The 15,811-nt window shown below is 42.2% G+C and carries 20 protein-coding genes; 6 read left to right on the top strand and 14 right to left on the bottom strand.

What is annotated here, in order from left to right; translation table 11 throughout:
- The first annotated feature begins 63 nt into the window (after positions 1 to 63).
- From C6Y03_RS06910 to catR, 3 genes are all read left to right on the top strand, one after another.
- Complete coding sequence (locus C6Y03_RS06910; protein WP_034660010.1) at positions 64 to 468, top strand: helix-turn-helix domain-containing protein; 405 nt, start codon at positions 64 to 66, stop codon at positions 466 to 468.
- Positions 469 to 598: 130 nt separating this feature from the next.
- Complete coding sequence (locus C6Y03_RS06905; protein ID WP_060597316.1) at positions 599 to 1,000, top strand: helix-turn-helix domain-containing protein; 402 nt, start codon at positions 599 to 601, stop codon at positions 998 to 1,000.
- Positions 1,001 to 1,082: 82 nt separating this feature from the next.
- A complete protein-coding gene (gene catR, locus C6Y03_RS06900) occupies positions 1,083 to 1,403 on the top strand; it encodes a catDE operon transcriptional regulator CatR (protein ID WP_034660013.1) in 321 nt (106 codons plus the stop codon).
- Between the two features lie 80 nt (positions 1,404 to 1,483).
- Here the strand turns inward: catR and C6Y03_RS06895 are convergent, their stop codons facing one another.
- Genes C6Y03_RS06895 through C6Y03_RS06880 form a run of 4 tightly spaced genes read right to left on the bottom strand, consistent with a single transcriptional unit; the run spans position 1,484 to position 4,941 of the window.
- Positions 1,484 to 2,173: an ABC transporter permease gene (locus C6Y03_RS06895; RefSeq protein WP_034660014.1), complete on the bottom strand. Its 690-nt coding sequence runs from the start codon at positions 2,171 to 2,173 to the stop codon at positions 1,484 to 1,486.
- 21 nt (positions 2,174 to 2,194) lie between these two features.
- Complete coding sequence (locus C6Y03_RS06890) at positions 2,195 to 3,112, bottom strand: osmoprotectant ABC transporter substrate-binding protein (protein ID WP_106039069.1); 918 nt, start codon at positions 3,110 to 3,112, stop codon at positions 2,195 to 2,197.
- 13 nt (positions 3,113 to 3,125) lie between these two features.
- Positions 3,126 to 3,779: an ABC transporter permease gene (locus C6Y03_RS06885; RefSeq protein WP_003213477.1), complete on the bottom strand. Its 654-nt coding sequence runs from the start codon at positions 3,777 to 3,779 to the stop codon at positions 3,126 to 3,128.
- Between the two features lie 13 nt (positions 3,780 to 3,792).
- Complete coding sequence (locus tag C6Y03_RS06880) at positions 3,793 to 4,941, bottom strand: betaine/proline/choline family ABC transporter ATP-binding protein (RefSeq protein ID WP_034660016.1); 1,149 nt, start codon at positions 4,939 to 4,941, stop codon at positions 3,793 to 3,795.
- Between the two features lie 269 nt (positions 4,942 to 5,210).
- Between C6Y03_RS06880 and C6Y03_RS06875 the strand changes: the two genes are divergently transcribed.
- Complete coding sequence (locus C6Y03_RS06875; protein WP_034660700.1) at positions 5,211 to 5,747, top strand: GbsR/MarR family transcriptional regulator; 537 nt, start codon at positions 5,211 to 5,213, stop codon at positions 5,745 to 5,747.
- Positions 5,748 to 5,803: 56 nt separating this feature from the next.
- Here the strand turns inward: C6Y03_RS06875 and C6Y03_RS06870 are convergent, their stop codons facing one another.
- The gene (locus tag C6Y03_RS06870) at positions 5,804 to 6,436 is read right to left on the bottom strand and encodes a MarC family protein (RefSeq protein WP_106039068.1); all 633 of its coding nucleotides are present in this window, start codon (positions 6,434 to 6,436) and stop codon (positions 5,804 to 5,806) included.
- Positions 6,437 to 6,614: 178 nt separating this feature from the next.
- Between C6Y03_RS06870 and C6Y03_RS19330 the strand changes: the two genes are divergently transcribed.
- On the top strand, positions 6,615 to 6,773 hold the full coding sequence (locus C6Y03_RS19330; RefSeq protein WP_223260735.1) for a hypothetical protein: 159 nt from the start codon (positions 6,615 to 6,617) through the stop codon (positions 6,771 to 6,773).
- A gap of 229 nt (positions 6,774 to 7,002) precedes the next feature.
- Entirely contained in the window at positions 7,003 to 7,467 is a 465-nt protein-coding gene (locus C6Y03_RS06860; RefSeq protein WP_081311373.1) for a GNAT family N-acetyltransferase, read from the top strand.
- Between the two features lie 22 nt (positions 7,468 to 7,489).
- Here C6Y03_RS06860 and C6Y03_RS06855 read toward each other — a convergent pair whose 3' ends face one another.
- From C6Y03_RS06855 to C6Y03_RS06815, 9 genes are all read right to left on the bottom strand, one after another.
- Positions 7,490 to 7,771, bottom strand: a complete 282-nt coding sequence (locus tag C6Y03_RS06855) for a hypothetical protein (RefSeq protein WP_066030362.1) — start codon at positions 7,769 to 7,771, stop codon at positions 7,490 to 7,492.
- Positions 7,768 to 8,136 carry a hypothetical protein gene (locus C6Y03_RS06850; RefSeq protein ID WP_066030361.1) on the bottom strand — a complete coding sequence of 123 codons (369 nt, stop codon included), beginning with the start codon at positions 8,134 to 8,136 and terminating at the stop codon, positions 7,768 to 7,770. The genes C6Y03_RS06855 and C6Y03_RS06850 overlap by 4 nt, the downstream gene beginning before the upstream one ends.
- Positions 8,133 to 9,530: a hypothetical protein gene (locus tag C6Y03_RS06845; protein ID WP_106039067.1), complete on the bottom strand. Its 1,398-nt coding sequence runs from the start codon at positions 9,528 to 9,530 to the stop codon at positions 8,133 to 8,135. The genes C6Y03_RS06850 and C6Y03_RS06845 overlap by 4 nt, the downstream gene beginning before the upstream one ends.
- Entirely contained in the window at positions 9,502 to 10,269 is a 768-nt protein-coding gene (locus tag C6Y03_RS06840) for an ATP-binding cassette domain-containing protein (RefSeq protein WP_106039066.1), read from the bottom strand. Before C6Y03_RS06840 ends, C6Y03_RS06845 begins: the two co-directional genes overlap by 29 nt.
- Positions 10,270 to 10,327: 58 nt before the next feature.
- On the bottom strand, positions 10,328 to 10,597 hold the full coding sequence (locus C6Y03_RS06835) for a hypothetical protein (protein WP_034660022.1): 270 nt from the start codon (positions 10,595 to 10,597) through the stop codon (positions 10,328 to 10,330).
- 258 nt (positions 10,598 to 10,855) lie between these two features.
- A complete protein-coding gene (gene eno, locus C6Y03_RS06830) occupies positions 10,856 to 12,148 on the bottom strand; it encodes a phosphopyruvate hydratase (protein WP_003212752.1) in 1,293 nt (430 codons plus the stop codon).
- A gap of 30 nt (positions 12,149 to 12,178) precedes the next feature.
- Positions 12,179 to 13,714: a 2,3-bisphosphoglycerate-independent phosphoglycerate mutase gene (gene gpmI, locus C6Y03_RS06825; protein ID WP_106039065.1), complete on the bottom strand. Its 1,536-nt coding sequence runs from the start codon at positions 13,712 to 13,714 to the stop codon at positions 12,179 to 12,181.
- Positions 13,707 to 14,468 carry a triose-phosphate isomerase gene (gene tpiA, locus C6Y03_RS06820; protein WP_003213530.1) on the bottom strand — a complete coding sequence of 254 codons (762 nt, stop codon included), beginning with the start codon at positions 14,466 to 14,468 and terminating at the stop codon, positions 13,707 to 13,709. Before tpiA ends, gpmI begins: the two co-directional genes overlap by 8 nt.
- Positions 14,469 to 14,498: 30 nt before the next feature.
- On the bottom strand, positions 14,499 to 15,683 hold the full coding sequence (locus C6Y03_RS06815; protein WP_034660025.1) for a phosphoglycerate kinase: 1,185 nt from the start codon (positions 15,681 to 15,683) through the stop codon (positions 14,499 to 14,501).
- Positions 15,684 to 15,811 lie beyond the last annotated feature (128 nt).

The raw sequence follows: 15,811 nt of genomic DNA, 5'->3' as shown, positions 1-15,811 counted from the left end.
TATTTCCTTTGGTCAATGATCATACTAAAATAAGTCATATACTGAAATGTGAGGTTCGATGTCATGAATCACTTTGGTGAACAATTACGCATTTTAAGAGAAAATAGAAAAATGTCTGTCAATCAACTCGCCATGTATTCAGGTGTAAGCGCTGCTGGTATTTCTCGTATTGAAAATGGAAAGCGCGGTGTGCCAAAACCTTTGACTATCAAAAAATTAGCACATGCCTTGAAGGTGCCTTATGAGGATTTAATGCTGCTTGCCGGTCATATTGAACAGGAGCAAGTTCATGAAATGAAACCAAAATATGAATCCATGTTGAAAATCTATCAAACGGCGCTTCAAAAGGATGTAGAACATCTTCCCATTTTTGATGGGGACAAATGGGAAAGGCTCTCCGCACAAGACATCAGCCAGCTGAATGAATACTTTCTCACGCTCATCAACCAAAAAAAGGCGAACAAATAGCGGGGCATAAACCTAATGTACATCCACTATTAACTAATGTCAATATTTTCATGGTATACTTGTTGCCAATAGTCAACAAATCAGGTAAAATAGACATATCTAATCTATAACCATGTGAGGTTTTGCCTTGATGAACTTTGGTGCATATTTAAGAGCATTACGTGAGGAAAAGAAGCTGTCAGTGAACCAATTAGCGATGTATTCAGAGGTCAGCGCTGCTGGTATTTCTCGTATTGAAAACGGGAAACGCGGTATTCCAAAGCCTCCTACGATTAAAAAACTAGCCGGTGCATTAAAGGTCCCTTATGAGGAAATGATGCAGGCTGCGGGCTATATTGAGGAAGCCTCTTCTGTCCATCAGTTGAAGGAAGAGGAAATGGCATTATCCAAAATAAAGGAAGCTGCAGCGCTATATGAACTTGGTGATCTCGAAATATTTGATGGAGACATTTGGTCAACTCTTTCGAAAAAAGAAATAGAGGATCTTAACCGCTATCTGTTATTTATGTTAAACAGCCGTTCGTCATCATAGAATGTTTTGAGCATTGACAAGCTTTTCGAGCTGATTTATGACAGATTTACGGTATAATGAGTTCAGATTGGAGTGAAGAAAGATGAATCAATCTGACATGTGCCCGCGGTTTGAAAAAGCAGTTGAGTTATTGAGTAAACGCTGGGTTGCACTGATTGTTTTTCAGCTTCTCTCAGGTCCGCAGCGCTTTAGTGAAATTGAGGCTGCTCTGACAAATTTAAGCGGAAGAGTATTATCTGAGAGATTAAAAGAGCTGGAAGCAGCAGGCATTGTAAAACGGGAGGTTTTTGCTGAAACACCCGTGCGCATTGAGTATTCTTTAACTGATATGGGGCGTTCCCTTGCACCCGTTTTTGAGGAAATTTCGAAGTGGTCCTCTGAATGGATCACGCTTGAATCATAAAATACCTGCATGTGAACCGCCTGATCATCATAAAACAACCTCCCTTACAGATGTAAGGGAGGTTTTGTCTTTTTAACCGCTTAAGCAGATGTGATGTTTTTTGCAGCTAATGCTTTTCTTTCTTTTTTCTTGTTAGTTGGGCTTAAATAGCGTTCGAGCCAGCCCATGACTAGGTCAGCGATAATGGCCATGAGCGCAGTTGGAATAGCACCTGCTAAAATGATGGCTGTTCCATTTGTGGCGTTTGATCCTCTGATGATGATATCACCTAGACCTCCCGCACCAACAAATGTCCCAATCGCTGTAATGCCGATGGCGATGACAAGGGCGGTTCTTAAACCAGCCATAATGACCGATAAAGCAAGCGGTAATTCAACCATTCTCAGCACTTGCCATTTCGTCATGCCCATCGCTTTACCCGATTCTAAATAAGCATGTTCAATGCTGACAATCCCTGTATACGTGTTGCGGATGATCGGCAGAAGCGAATACAGAAAGAGTGATAAGATGACTGTATTTGCGCCAAGTCCTAATACAAGCATCAGCACGGAAAGCATCGCTAACGCCGGTATGGTTTGTATAACATTGGTAATGGCGAAGATCCAATTGCTCAGCTTACGGTAATGCGCCACAAAGATGCCTACTGGAATTCCGACAATCGCCGCAAACAGCACCCCATACGCTGACATGAGAAAATGCCGATAAAATTCTTCTAACACATATGAACCGTTCTGCTGATAATACGTCCATAATTGCTGCAGTGTGTCCATCAGCCGTGACACCTCCCCATCTTACTCAAAGTAATTGTGCTTTTTCAGGAAATTTTCCGCAACGGTGGCTGGTTCTTGAAGCTCCCCGTCGACTTGATAGTTAAGCTCTTGCATTTGCTCTGTATCGATTTTTCCGATCAGCCTGTTGATCACCTTATCAAGCCCTGGGTTCTCTTTTAGGACTTTTTCCGGGACAACTGGCGATGCATCATATGGCGGGAAAAACCGCTTATCATCTTTTAAAATTTTGAGGTCATAGGCTTTAATTCGTCCATCTGTTGAATAGGCAAGCACAATATCCATTTTTTCATTTTTTAATGCATCATAGACTAAACCAATCTGCATTGGATACGTGCTTCCAAATTCAATTCCGTATGTTTTCACGAATCCTTCATAACCGTCGCCTTTCTTTTTGAGCCAAATATTATCGACACCGAACCGGTAATTTTTCGCATTCTTTTTCAAGTCAGAGACGGTTTCTAACTTGTTTTCCTTCGCCATCTTTTGCGTCACGGCAAAGGCATACGTATTATCAAAGCCATAGGAATCAAACCATTTGTAATCATAGCGTTTCTTAAATTCTTTTTGGACGATCTCCATCGCACGCTCCGGGTCTTTTTCCGCATCCATTCCAAGCGTACTCGTCAAATCTGTCCCTGTATATCTTGTGGCAGAAATGTCGATATCTCCGTTTTCCATTGCTTTCTGCTGTACGGTATTAGAGCCTAGGTTTTTCACAATGGTTGTCTTTTTATCTGTGTAATGTTCGATGATATCGCTAACCATGTAGGCCATAATTTCTGATTCGGTAAAGTTTTGTGCTCCAATTCGCAGCGTATTGCCTGAAGAGCCGGCTAGTCCAGGTAGTGAACAGCCGCTTATCAATAGCAAGCATCCGGCAAGCAGTGCACTGATCCATCTTGTTTTTCGATTCTTCACATAAGCCAACTCCTTATGAAACTTCCTTCAATCCTTTTAAGCCTTCTGGTGTTACTTTTTTCTCCAGCTTCATCAATGTAAAGTCAATGATGACCGCTAAAATAGTGACTGGGATGGCACCCGCAATAATGTATTCCGGCTGATATAACTGAAGTCCAATTAAAATGTAGTCACCAAGACCTCCCCCACCGATAAAAGCAGCAAGTGTTGTCCAGCCAATTAAATAAATCGTTGACGTTCGGACACCTGCCATAATGATCGGTACAGCAAGCGGGAGCTCAACAAGACGAATTTGCTCCCATGTGGTCATACCGATCCCTTTACCGGATTCAAGCAAGTTTTTGTTTACACCTTGGACGCCGGCATACGTATTTCTCAAAATAGGCAATACCGAATAGAAAAAGAGCGCAACGATTGCAGGTATTTTCCCCACCCCCAAAATAGGAATAAAAAATGCAAGAATCGCTAAACTAGGGAGTGTTTGAAAGATATTCACGACACCGATAACAAAACCTGCGCCTCGTTTCATTCGTGTGAGAACGACGCCTAAAGGAACGGCAACGATAATTCCTAGCACGACGGCAATTAAGGAAATATATAAATGCTCCCACATTTTTGTGAGGAGTTCCCCACCATTTTTCTCTAGAAAATCGATGATTTGATCCATGTGTCCACCTCCCTTAGTTCATTTCAATGGCAGACGCCGGCGTATCGTCTCCCCAAATAGAGTCGTACACAACATCTACAAGACTTGCCCGTGTTACAATGCCTTTTAAATGCCCTTTGGCATCCACAACCGGTACATATTTAATACCGCGTATTAAGATTTTCCGAACGGTGTCTCTTAGAAGTGCGCCTTCTTGTACAGTATAGAACTCTGTATTTAAGATCTCACCAACGAAAGCCGCTTTTCTGCGGTTCGCATCGATTGTTTCAATATCGATATAGCCTTTTAGCACATGATGTTCATCTACTACAAGCAAGGAATCGACCCGCTTTTCTCTCATGATGTAGATGGCATCAGTCAACGTTTGTTCGACTGTAATGGTGACTGGTGACGTGTTCATCATTTGTTCTACACGTTCCATATTCGGATTTGATTGAAGCAGGCGTTCTTTTCCGATGAATTCTTCTACGAACTCGTTGGCGGGGTTACGCAAAATATCTTCAGGTGTGCCTACTTGGACAATCTCTCCATCTTTTAAAATCACAATTCGGTCAGCGAGTTTAATGGCTTCATCCATGTCATGTGTGACGAATACGATGGTTTTATTTAACGTTTTTTGCAGTTTCTTAAATTCTTCCTGCAATGTATCTCGTGTAATTGGATCAAGTGCACCAAATGGTTCATCCATGAGGATCAGAGGGGGTTCTGCTGCCAGTGCGCGAAGAACTCCGATGCGCTGCTGCTGTCCTCCACTGAGTTCATGAGGATAGCGCTCTAAAAATTCCGGGCCCATGTCGACGAGCTTCAGCAGTTCGCGAGCTCGTTCTTTCCGTTTTTCTTCCGGCCATTTTAAGAGCTTCGGCACAAGTGAGATGTTTTGCGCGATGGTCATATGGGGGAACAGTCCAATTTGCTGAATCACATAACCGATTTCTCTTCTTAATTGAACTGGATCTTTTTTCATAATATTTTCTCCCTCGATGAAAATGTTTCCTGAGGAAGGTTCAATGAGTCGGTTGATCATCTTCATGGTTGTTGTCTTACCACAGCCACTCGGTCCAATAAAACAAATAAATTCTCCTTTTGCTATTTCTAAATCAATATTTTTGACAGCTTTTTTTCCGCCTTTATACGTCTTAGATACATTCTCTAGTTTCAGCAAATGAGACACCTCCAATTAGTTGGATCTATATATTCAGAAAATTTACACCTTATTCATTATAGTGCAAACTTTATAAAATAAAAAGTTTATGATGTGTTTGTATTGCATAAGATTTATATAAAATTTTCAGTTAACGCTGTAATATCTAGAGATCTCTCCTTTTTCCTTCAAATTACTAGCAATTACTCAATATTTATTGTTTTCATCAACAAACAGGTATATGATATATTGTGTTACAAATTGTCAGTCGTGAAGGGATGAAGCGGGGAGTGGACAAGCAAGCGTTAGGCGCCATTCAAAAAGCACAGGATCATTATATTGAAAAAGCTGCGGAGAACATGAATGCCTTTGGTCTTTCTTCTACAGTGGGTAGAGTGCTTGGTATCATTCACATGAACCGTAAACCAATGACGCTGGAAGAGCTATCAGAGGCGACCGGCATGAGCAAAACGAGGATGAGTCAAGTCGTTCGAGAAATGCTCGATTTGAATATTGCGGAAAAGGTTTATGAAAAAGGAATACGTAAAGATCTTTATGAAGTTGAGCAAGATCAATACCAAACGTTTATTTCATTGTTTGCAGCCAATTGGTCCCGAGTTGTCAGCAAAAACCGTAAAGCACATAAGAAAACGTGCAAGGAATTGCAAGAGCTGCTTGAACAGGACGACTTACCTGAAGAAACAGAGGATAAAATCAATCTGCTTCTTTCAGAAATCAAGGAAAGTCTTGATTACTATGATTGGATTAGCCGCTTAATTGAATTCTTTGAAAGTGAAGAAGTATTTAAGCATGTGCCGAAACCTTAAAAAAAGCTGTTTTATTTTACATCATTGTAGAAAAAAAACAGCTTTTTTATATACACTTATGACATAAACATCGGAAACATCCCTTTTAAGCCTGCGCCGATCATCTCAACTGCCACTACAGCAAGAATTAATCCCATCAAACGCGTCACAACATTCATCTCTGTTTTCCCCATTTTCCGCATAATGAAACTGGAATAATGAAAGGCATAATACGTCATGGCAAGAACAATGACAATGCCGATTAGAATCGAAAACATGTGGAGCATCCCTTGACTTCCCGGGGTTAAACTCATTACTGTAGCGATTGTACCGGGCCCAGCGATGATCGGGATTGCCAGCGGCGTAACGGAGATATCTGCCTTCTCTTTGCTTTCTGCCTTTTCCTCCGAATGAGGATTTTGGACGTGTGATTCTTTTGCATTCAGCAAATTGTAAGCGATACCAAAAATAAAAATACCTCCGGCGATGCGGAGTGCATGAATATCGATCCCAAACAATTTGAATATGAGCCTGCCTGCCAATAGAAAGGCAATCAAAATAATGAAAGAGACCACGATGGCTTTTTTGGCTGTCTGAGCGCGTTCTTTCTCTGTATAGCCTTCTGTTAAGGTGATGAAAAGAGGCACGTTTCCAATGGGGTTTGATACAGCAAATAATGAGACCACAACATGAATCATAAAGGCAATCAACAGACACCCTCCTTTTTTCATAGTGTCTGCCAATCTGATGTGAATATTCCCTTTGATGTTAAAACCTGTTTATCTTTAACCGATGATAATAGAGGTTTAGAAAGGGGTTCACACTTGAAAAAACCATTACGATCATTCTTCTGTCTGTTGCGGTGTTAGGCGCAGCTGGCTGGATTGTTTGGCAGCAGCAGAGGAAAAACATCAGCAAGAAAGCAAAACGAACACTAAGCAGGTTTCGAAGTTAAAATCAGATCAAACGGATATGAAGCATGAAAACGATGATCAAAAAAAGCAAATAGCCACCGTCACAAAAAAGCTCAAAAAAGAAAGCCTATGAAAAAGAGGTCAAACAGCTTAAAGCGCTTGAGGTGAAAGTCGACCAGCTTCAAAAAGAGCAACAAAAACTGCTGCTCAAGCGAATAAGCAGACCGCACAGACTCCTAGGAAAACAACTGTCAAAAAAGACCCGAATGTCACTCATCACCCTCCCTCTCAGGTGGGTACAGGACCAATATGATTGGGGCGTGAAACAAGGGTATATGAAAGAATAGAAAGGATGAAAACATGTGATACAGATTCGACCATTATCTCATGATCAATCTCTCCCTATGGATCTTTTACTATTAGCTGATCCTTCAAAGAAAAAGGTTCTCGCGTATGTGCAATCCGGCTCTTGTTATGCCGCCTTTCATGAAGAGGATGTGATTGGTGTTTATGTGCTATCATCGCTACCTCAGCATACAGTCGAAATCATGAATGTTGCTGTGAAGGAGTCATGGCAAGGAAAGGGAATTGGGAAACAGCTGATCCGTCATGCGATCGCTGAAGCGAAAGCCGCTGGTTTCCATAGGATTGAAATCGGCACAGGCAACTCGAGTATTCAGCAGCTCGCACTTTATCAAAAATGCGGCTTCCGCCTGACTTCGATCGATCGCGATTTCTTCCTTAAGCATTATGATGAACCGATTTATGAAAACGGGATTCAATGTATGGATATGGTACGGCTGTCTCTCACTTTTCAAGCAGACTGACTATTTGCTCAGCCTGCTTTTTTTATGCTCTTCGCTTTTTCACAGCTTGAATCACATATTGAATGAAAAAGTATAGCACAGCGCCAGCTAAAAAGCAGACAACACATCCAAAAAGCGTCGCCTCTGAGCTGAATTGATACTCTTCAATTTTCATGATATAAAATGGCATACCAAACAGTGTTGGACTTGATTCAACATGATTGACCTCTAGCAGCAGTAAAAAGACAGGGGTCATAAACACAGCAAATATATACAGCATCGCAAGTGTTAAGCCGCTAGAAAACGAATGAAATACTTTGATCATCTTTTTCTCTCCTTCATCTCTTTTAAACTGGCTGTGATATTTTTCCCGTCTGGGCAAGCTGGATGCAGCATCACAGTGTTCAGTAAAGAAAAAAACAGCAGCTGATGACTCACCGGATGCTTCCACATTAAAAAAAGCATACTCGAGCAGAGCACAGGAAACAGCGGACCCGCAAGTGCCACCATCAGATTAAAGCTCGGCCGGGCAAATGTCTCATGGACGATCGCCACTTGCTTCCAATCAATCATCATCACAAAATCAAAAAGGGGTCTTTTTTCGAATTTGTTACACACCATGACCATCAACATATGACCGAGTTCGTGAATGAGCACAACCGCTAGTAAACTAATGACAAGCCCCATCATCGCAATACAGGCCTTTTTAACATCGCAGCATATATACAACTGAAAAAGGCAAGTGAACCAAGCAGATAAGCGGTGGCGAGAAGAGATACATCAGATGAAAGCCATTCTAATAAAAGCATATCGATAAAGCTGAATACAGCAATCATCAACACGATCACAAACAGCTTATTAAAATCACTGATTTTCACGACAAACCCTGTACAGGCCGCCATGGCGGTAATCAATAAAATGGACAAACTCGCCAATCCATGACCTTCACTTTCAATACCGATCACCAAATAGGCAAGCCCAATATACACAAAATATGTCAGCAGATTAATGGTGTAATAAAATAACATTCTCGACATTAAATAAGCGCCCTTTGATGTATTTAACATAAAGATGGCCCTTTGATTGATATGATATTCCCTGCCAATCATCAGCGGAAGCATGATCAATATTTCCTTTAACGCAAACTGCACAATAAAGGCATACAGCCAGCCAGTTTCTGCCGGGGTAAAAACAAATGGCAGCCCCACCGTCAAACAAATGAGAAAGAGAAACAAAATGCCTTGCTCTTTAAAAACAGCTGATCGGCTGAAATAGACCAATTCCTGCCGCAGATGCGTCAGAAAGGAAGAGTGCGTTCTGATTTTCTGGTAGGAAAACGACTTCACCTCTTTTTTCAGCTGCAAAAACATCTGATGAACATAGCAAGCTGCTAAACCCTTCACCCATAGCCATCCAGCGCTTAGGATGATGACAAGTAACAACAGATAGACAGCCGGCCATACATGGATCATCTCCACCGCTTTTTGAAAAAGGAGAAATATTAGTACATGAAGCGCCGCAAAGCCGATCGTTTGAAGCAGCAAATGCTCTTTTGTTTTTGATACGAAATGGCTCACACCGATCCGCAGCAGCATCCATGAAGAGACCGTATAAAGTGCCAATATGCAACATGTGATGCAGACAACGATGATCCAATACAGAGATGGGGTGACATCCGTGATCAAAAGACCTACTATAGTCGGTAAAAAAAGCAGTCCAGCCATGAGGAAACAAAAGAGCACTGGAAAGAAATACACGCAAAGGATAAATGGCACACTCTGAATCGCACTGTTTAAAAAGTAGAATTGATATTCTTGGCGCTTCAATTTATTGCGGGATAACACAATACCTGCCCCTAATAGTAAGAGCGACATTTTGACAAATTGGAGGTATAGCGTAGCTGGCTCACTTTCACCTACCTGCATGTAAAAGCGCAGGCTGATGACAACGTATATCGCATAGATCAGCAAGAGAAAAACGGCAGCTGCGAGAAGCTGCAAAGGATACTTTTTTCCAAGCTGCTTTCCTTTCGCTGTCAGCATGCCCCATTCTATTTTATGAAGAACGTGTCGTGTCCAAATCATTGAGTAACCTCTCCACCTGCATATAGTAATCTCGATTTACTTCTTTATAAATCTCTTCAAGTGCCTGATGAGGAAATGTCTCATTCGTCTCTTGGCGGGACATATTCAACTTGACGTCACCATTTCTTAAGATCATGAGATGATCATATAATGTATCACCAAAGCTCAAATGATGAGTTGATATCAGAATGCCAGCGCCTTGATCTCTCAGCTTCATGAGCACCTTTTTTAAGATAATCATCATATCTGGATCAAGTCCGTTCGTTGGCTCGTCGAACACATAATAATCACATGGCCTGAGAAGCTGCGAAATGATTTGTGTTTTTTTTTGATTGCCATGGGACAGCTGAGCGATTGGCTGATCCATATATGGACTCAGCTCAAACAAATCGGTGAATGTCTCTTCTCGTGTGACATCTTGCTCATTTGGCAGCTGAAGTAATTGAAAGTATTCCCTCGGTGTTAAATAATCGAACAACGCATGATCGTCAGGAATATAGGAAACATGTTTTTTCAAAAGGGAAATATGAGCTGAGGATTGAAGGTTCAGCTGTTCGCCATGTAAGGAAACGTACCCAGTAAATGGCGTCAGCCCAAACATGGCTTGGATCATCGTTGTCTTTCCTGCACCATTATGCCCTAAAAGAAGCATCGTCCGGCCTTTCTCCACGTTCATTTGAATATTGCGGAGAGAGAAGGTGCGGCTATACGTTTTTTCTTGTAATTGTAATGTCAGCATCATATCCCTCCGTTTGTTTCAGATGGAACAGATGACCTTGCATCTGTTCTCATCCCTGTTAGAACCCGCATTGGATTTTAACGTACATGCCTAATAATTTGAACTCTCCTAAAAATTTGGAGCCCTTTCCAAAGGTCTTACATGCCCAAATCAATGCTCCAAGTGAAATAATGCCCAATATAGCGGCAAGGACATAAATCCAAAATGCGTTTTTCTGTACATTCTTAGAAGTCAGAATTCGTTGCTTCCTTTCATCATATGCCGCCAATAGGTGAAGGACATACATATACACACCTACTGGAAAACGAAGGCTAAAAGGATTCAGCATCTCATCACCCCCTAATATATGTAAAATGATACCACCCCCTTACAGAAAGCATAAGTTCATTTCAGATCATATTTTTAGTCGATTTTTCATGATTTAGTGCTTATAAATGGAGGGGATTTTGACTTCTTCTCTAACTGAAGGAGGATTTTTTACAAAAATAGGATAAGACAAATGAATTAGCTATCGGATTTCGCTCAACACAAAAAAAACGCTGCGTCCCGCTCTCATGAAAGAGCGGGACGCAGCGCGTAGCTGGCATTATTTATTCAAGTTATAGAATGTTGCAATGCCGTGATATTGTGCTGTTTCAGCCAATTGATCTTCGATGCGAAGTAATTGGTTGTATTTCGCCACACGGTCCGTACGAGACGGAGCACCTGTTTTGATTTGTCCAGCGTTTGTTGCAACAGCGATGTCTGCAATTGTGCTGTCTTCTGTTTCACCAGAACGGTGAGAGATGACTGCTGTGTATCCTGCGCGTTTTGCCATTTCGATTGCATCAAATGTTTCAGTTAATGTACCGATTTGGTTTACTTTGATCAGGATAGAGTTACCGACACCATTTTTAATACCTTCAGAAAGCTTCTTCGTGTTTGTCACGAATAAGTCATCTCCTACTAGCTGAACCTTGCTGCCAAGGCGCTCAGTTAATAGTTTGTGACCTTCCCAGTCGTTTTCATCAAGGCCGTCTTCGATCGAGATGATTGGGTATTTCGATACCATATCTTCATACCAGTCAACCATTTCAGCAGATGTTTTCACAACACCTTCGCCTGATAAATGATATTTACCGTCTTCTTTGTTGTAGAACTCAGAAGATGCAGCATCCATTGCAAGTTTCACTTCTTCACCTGGTTTGAAACCAGCTTTTTCAATCGCTTCTACGATTGTTTGAAGTGCTTCTTCGTTAGAACCAAGGTTTGGAGCGAATCCGCCTTCGTCACCTACAGCTGTGTTTAAGCCTTTTGCACTTAATACAGATTTCAGGCTATGGAAGATTTGTGCGCCCATGCGAAGTGCTTCACGGAAGTTCGGTGCACCTACAGGCATAATCATGAATTCTTGAATGTCTACGTTGTTATCCGCATGCTCTCCGCCGTTGACGATGTTCATCATCGGCACTGGAAGCGTTTTGGAGTTGAATCCACCAAGGTATTGGTAAAGTGGAATTTGTAAGAAATCAGCAGCCGCACGTGCTACAGCGATAGATACGCCAAGGATTGCGTTTGCGCCTAATTTCCCTTTGTTTTCTGTTCCATCAAGTTCGATTAACATTTTGTCAATCGCTACTTGTTCTGTTACATCAAAGCCTAAAAGTTCTGGTGCAATGATTTCATTTACGTTGTTTACAGCTGTCAGAACACCTTTTCCAAGGTAACGGTCTTTGTCTCCGTCACGTAGTTCTACTGCTTCATATTCACCAGTAGAAGCACCACTTGGTACTAATGCACGGCCAAAGCCGCCAGATTCTGTGTAAACTTCTACTTCAACTGTTGGGTTACCGCGAGAGTCTAATACTTCGCGTGCATATACGTCAACAATGTATGGCATCGTTATTTCTCTCCTTTTGAATCAATTTTTTTATTTCTGAATCAATGATGTTCCTGTCATCTCTTTTGGTTTTTCAAGACCAAGTAAGTCTAAAAGCGTTGGAGATAGATCGGCTAGAATGCCGCCTTCTCTAAGCGTTGCACCTTTTTTCGTCACGATTACTGGAACAGGGTTTGTCGTATGTGCAGTATGCGGCTTGCCTTCTTCGGTTATCAGCACGTCTGCGTTACCGTGGTCTGCCGTGATGATGGCATGTCCGCCTTTTGCTAGGATTGCGTCGACTACAGCTCCTAAGCACTCATCTACTGCTTCAATGGCTTTGATTGTTGGCTCGAGCATACCTGAATGACCAACCATATCCGGGTTAGCAAAGTTCAGGATGATCGCATCATGCTTATCAGCATTGATGTCTGCAACAAGTGCATCCTTTACCTCGTAAGCGCTCATTTCTGGCTTGAGGTCATAGGTTGCCACATCTGGCGAATTGATCAAGATGCGGTCTTCACCAGGAAATTCTTCTTCACGCCCACCACTCATAAAGAACGTCACATGAGGATATTTCTCTGTTTCAGCAATCCGCAGCTGTTTCAATCCATTTTGAGAAAGCACTTCTCCTACTGTGTTATCCAAATTCACTGGTTTGAAGGCGACATAGCCATCAACCGTTTCACTGAAGTGTGTAAAGCAGACGAAGTGTAAATCCTTCGGATGTGCTTCCCCGCGATCAAATGAGCGGAAATCTTCATTTGTGAAGGTGTTCGAAATTTGGATCGCACGGTCTGGACGGAAGTTATAGAAAATCACAGAGTCTCCGTCGTTTACTTTTGCAACTGGCTCACCATTTTCTCTCGTGATGACAGATGGAATAACGAATTCATCGTAGATTCCATTTTCATAGGAGTCATCAACGACATCATAAATGTTTTGATAACTTGGGCCTTCACCATACGCCATCGCGCGATATGCTTTCTCCACACGATCCCAGCGTTTGTCACGGTCCATTGAGTAATAGCGTCCAGAAAGTGTTGCCACTTCTCCGACACCGATTTCTTTGATTTGTTCTTCAAGCTGTTTTAAGTACACTTTGGCTGTCTTTTGACCAACATCACGTCCGTCTAAGAAGCCATGAATGTATACCTTTGTTAAGCCTTCTTTTTTCGCCAGCTTCAGCAGGGCAAAGAGATGCTGGATGTGGCTGTGCACACCGCCGTCTGACAAGAGACCGAATAAATGAAGGGCCTTGTCATTCTCTTTTGCATAAATCATTGCATCTAGGAACGTTTCGTTTTTCTCAAATTCCCCTTCACGAATGGCAACATTCACTCTTGTTAAGCTTTGATACACAATGCGTCCTGCACCGATGTTCAAATGCCCAACTTCAGAGTTCCCCATTTGACCTTGCGGGAGGCCTACTGCCTCACCTGAAGCCGTTAAGGTTTGATGCGGGAATTCATTCCAGTAGCGGTCGAAGTTCGGTTTCTTTGCTTGGGCAACAGCGTTACCGACTGTTTCGCCTCTTAAACCGAATCCATCTAAGATGATTAATGCAGCTGGTTTCTTACTCATATTGACCTTCCTCCAATAATTGAACGAAAGACTGAGGTTCTAAGCTTGCGCCGCCTACCAAAGCACCGTCAATATCGGATTCTGCCATATATTCTTTAATATTCGCCGGCTTCACGCTTCCGCCATATTGAATGCGAAGGCTGTCTGCCGCTTCTTGACCATATTCGCTTGCAACGGTTTGACGGATATGCGCGCAAACGTCGTTTGCATCTTTCGCTGTAGAAGATTTCCCTGTACCGATCGCCCAGATTGGCTCATATGCAATGACAGATTCAGCGACTTGCTGAGTCGTTAAACCAGCTAGTGCTTTCTTCACTTGATCAGCGACAAGTTCATTTGTTTTGCCAGCTTCACGCTCTTCAAGCGTTTCACCTACGCAGATAATTGGAACGATGCCATGCTTGAATGCAGCATGTGCTTTTTTGTTCACTGTTTCATCTGTTTCAGCGAAGAATTCACGGCGCTCTGAATGACCGATCACTGAGTAGCCGATGCCAAGGTCTTTTAGCGCAGCAGGGCTGATTTCACCAGTGAATGCACCATTTTCTTCAAAGTGCATGTTTTGTGCACCAATTTTAAGGTCTGTTCCGTTAGAAAGGCTGTTTAGCTTTTCAAGGAAAAGTGCTGGCGCACAGACAATTGATTCCACTTTGTCAGGAGATGGAATGGATGACTTGACTTCTTCAACGAAGCTAACCGCTTCGCCAAGTGTTTTGTTCATTTTCCAGTTCCCAGCTATAATTGGTTTTCTCATGATTGACACTTCCTTATAGCAGTTTTGGTCTTATTTATCGTTTAATGCAGTAACACCTGGAAGCTCTTTGCCTTCCATAAATTCAAGTGAAGCGCCGCCGCCTGTAGAAATATGGCTCATCTGATCAGCAAGACCAAACTTCTCAACAGCTGCTGCTGAGTCTCCACCGCCAATGACAGAATATGTATCTTTTGCTTCTGCCAGTGCTTCTGCGATTGCTTTTGTTCCTTTAGCGAATGCATCAATTTCAAATACACCCATTGGTCCGTTCCAGACAACAAGTTTGCTGTTTTTAATGACATCAGCATACTTCTCTCTTGTCTCTGTTCCAATATCAAGTGCTTCTAGATCACTTGGAATTTCAGAGATTGGCACAATGCTTGTATTCGCATCATTTGAAAAGTCGTCGGCTACCAGAACATCTGTTGGAATCAGGAAGTTCACGCCTTTTTCTTTTGCACGGTCCATAAAGGATTTCGCTAAATCTACTTTGTCTTCTTCTAATAAAGATTTTCCTACTTCGTGGCCAAGTGCTTTCACAAATGTGTAAGCAAGTCCGCCGCCGATGATGAGGTTGTCCACTTTATCCAGAAGACTTTCAATCACACCGATTTTATCCTTTACTTTTGCACCACCGATAATCGCTGTAAATGGACGATCAGGGTTTGAAATGGCTTTTCCTAGAACCTCAAGCTCTTTTTGCATGAGGAAGCCCGAAACAGCCGGAAGATATGCTGCAATACCAGCAGTGGATGCATGTGCACGGTGTGCAGCACCGAACGCATCATTGACATACACATCGGCTAAATCAGCAAATGCTTTTGATAATTCAGGATCGTTCTTTTCTTCACCAGGATAGAAACGAACGTTTTCAAGCACTAGCACATCTCCTTCTTTTAAGTCAGAGATTTGCTTTTTCACGTTGTCTCCGTAAGCTTCATCCGCTTTTTTCACTTCTTGTCCAAGAAGCTCTTGCAGACGTTTTGCCACAGGTGTCAGACGCAGTTCTTCAGTAACTTGACCCTTCGGACGACCCAAATGACTAGCTAGCAGTACCTTTGCGCCTTGTCCTGTTAAATACTCAATCGTTGGTAATGCTGCGCGAATACGAGTATCATCCGTCACTTCTCCGTCTTTCATTGGAACGTTAAAATCTACGCGGCAGAACACAACTTTACCTTTTACGTCAATGTCTTTTACTGATTTCTTATTCATGCTCGTCAGGAGATCCTCCTTTATTCTGGTTTCCTTACGCATTGGACAAGTCTCTCTTTATCCTTTTCCCATTTTGCCCTCATCAAAACGAGAAATCGTGCAGAACGGATAAAAACAGAGAAAAAGGG

Source organism: Bacillus sp. LNXM65 (genome assembly GCF_002998575.1).
Classification (GTDB): domain Bacteria; phylum Bacillota; class Bacilli; order Bacillales; family Bacillaceae; genus Bacillus.
This window is presented reverse-complemented; position numbering and strand designations above follow the sequence as displayed.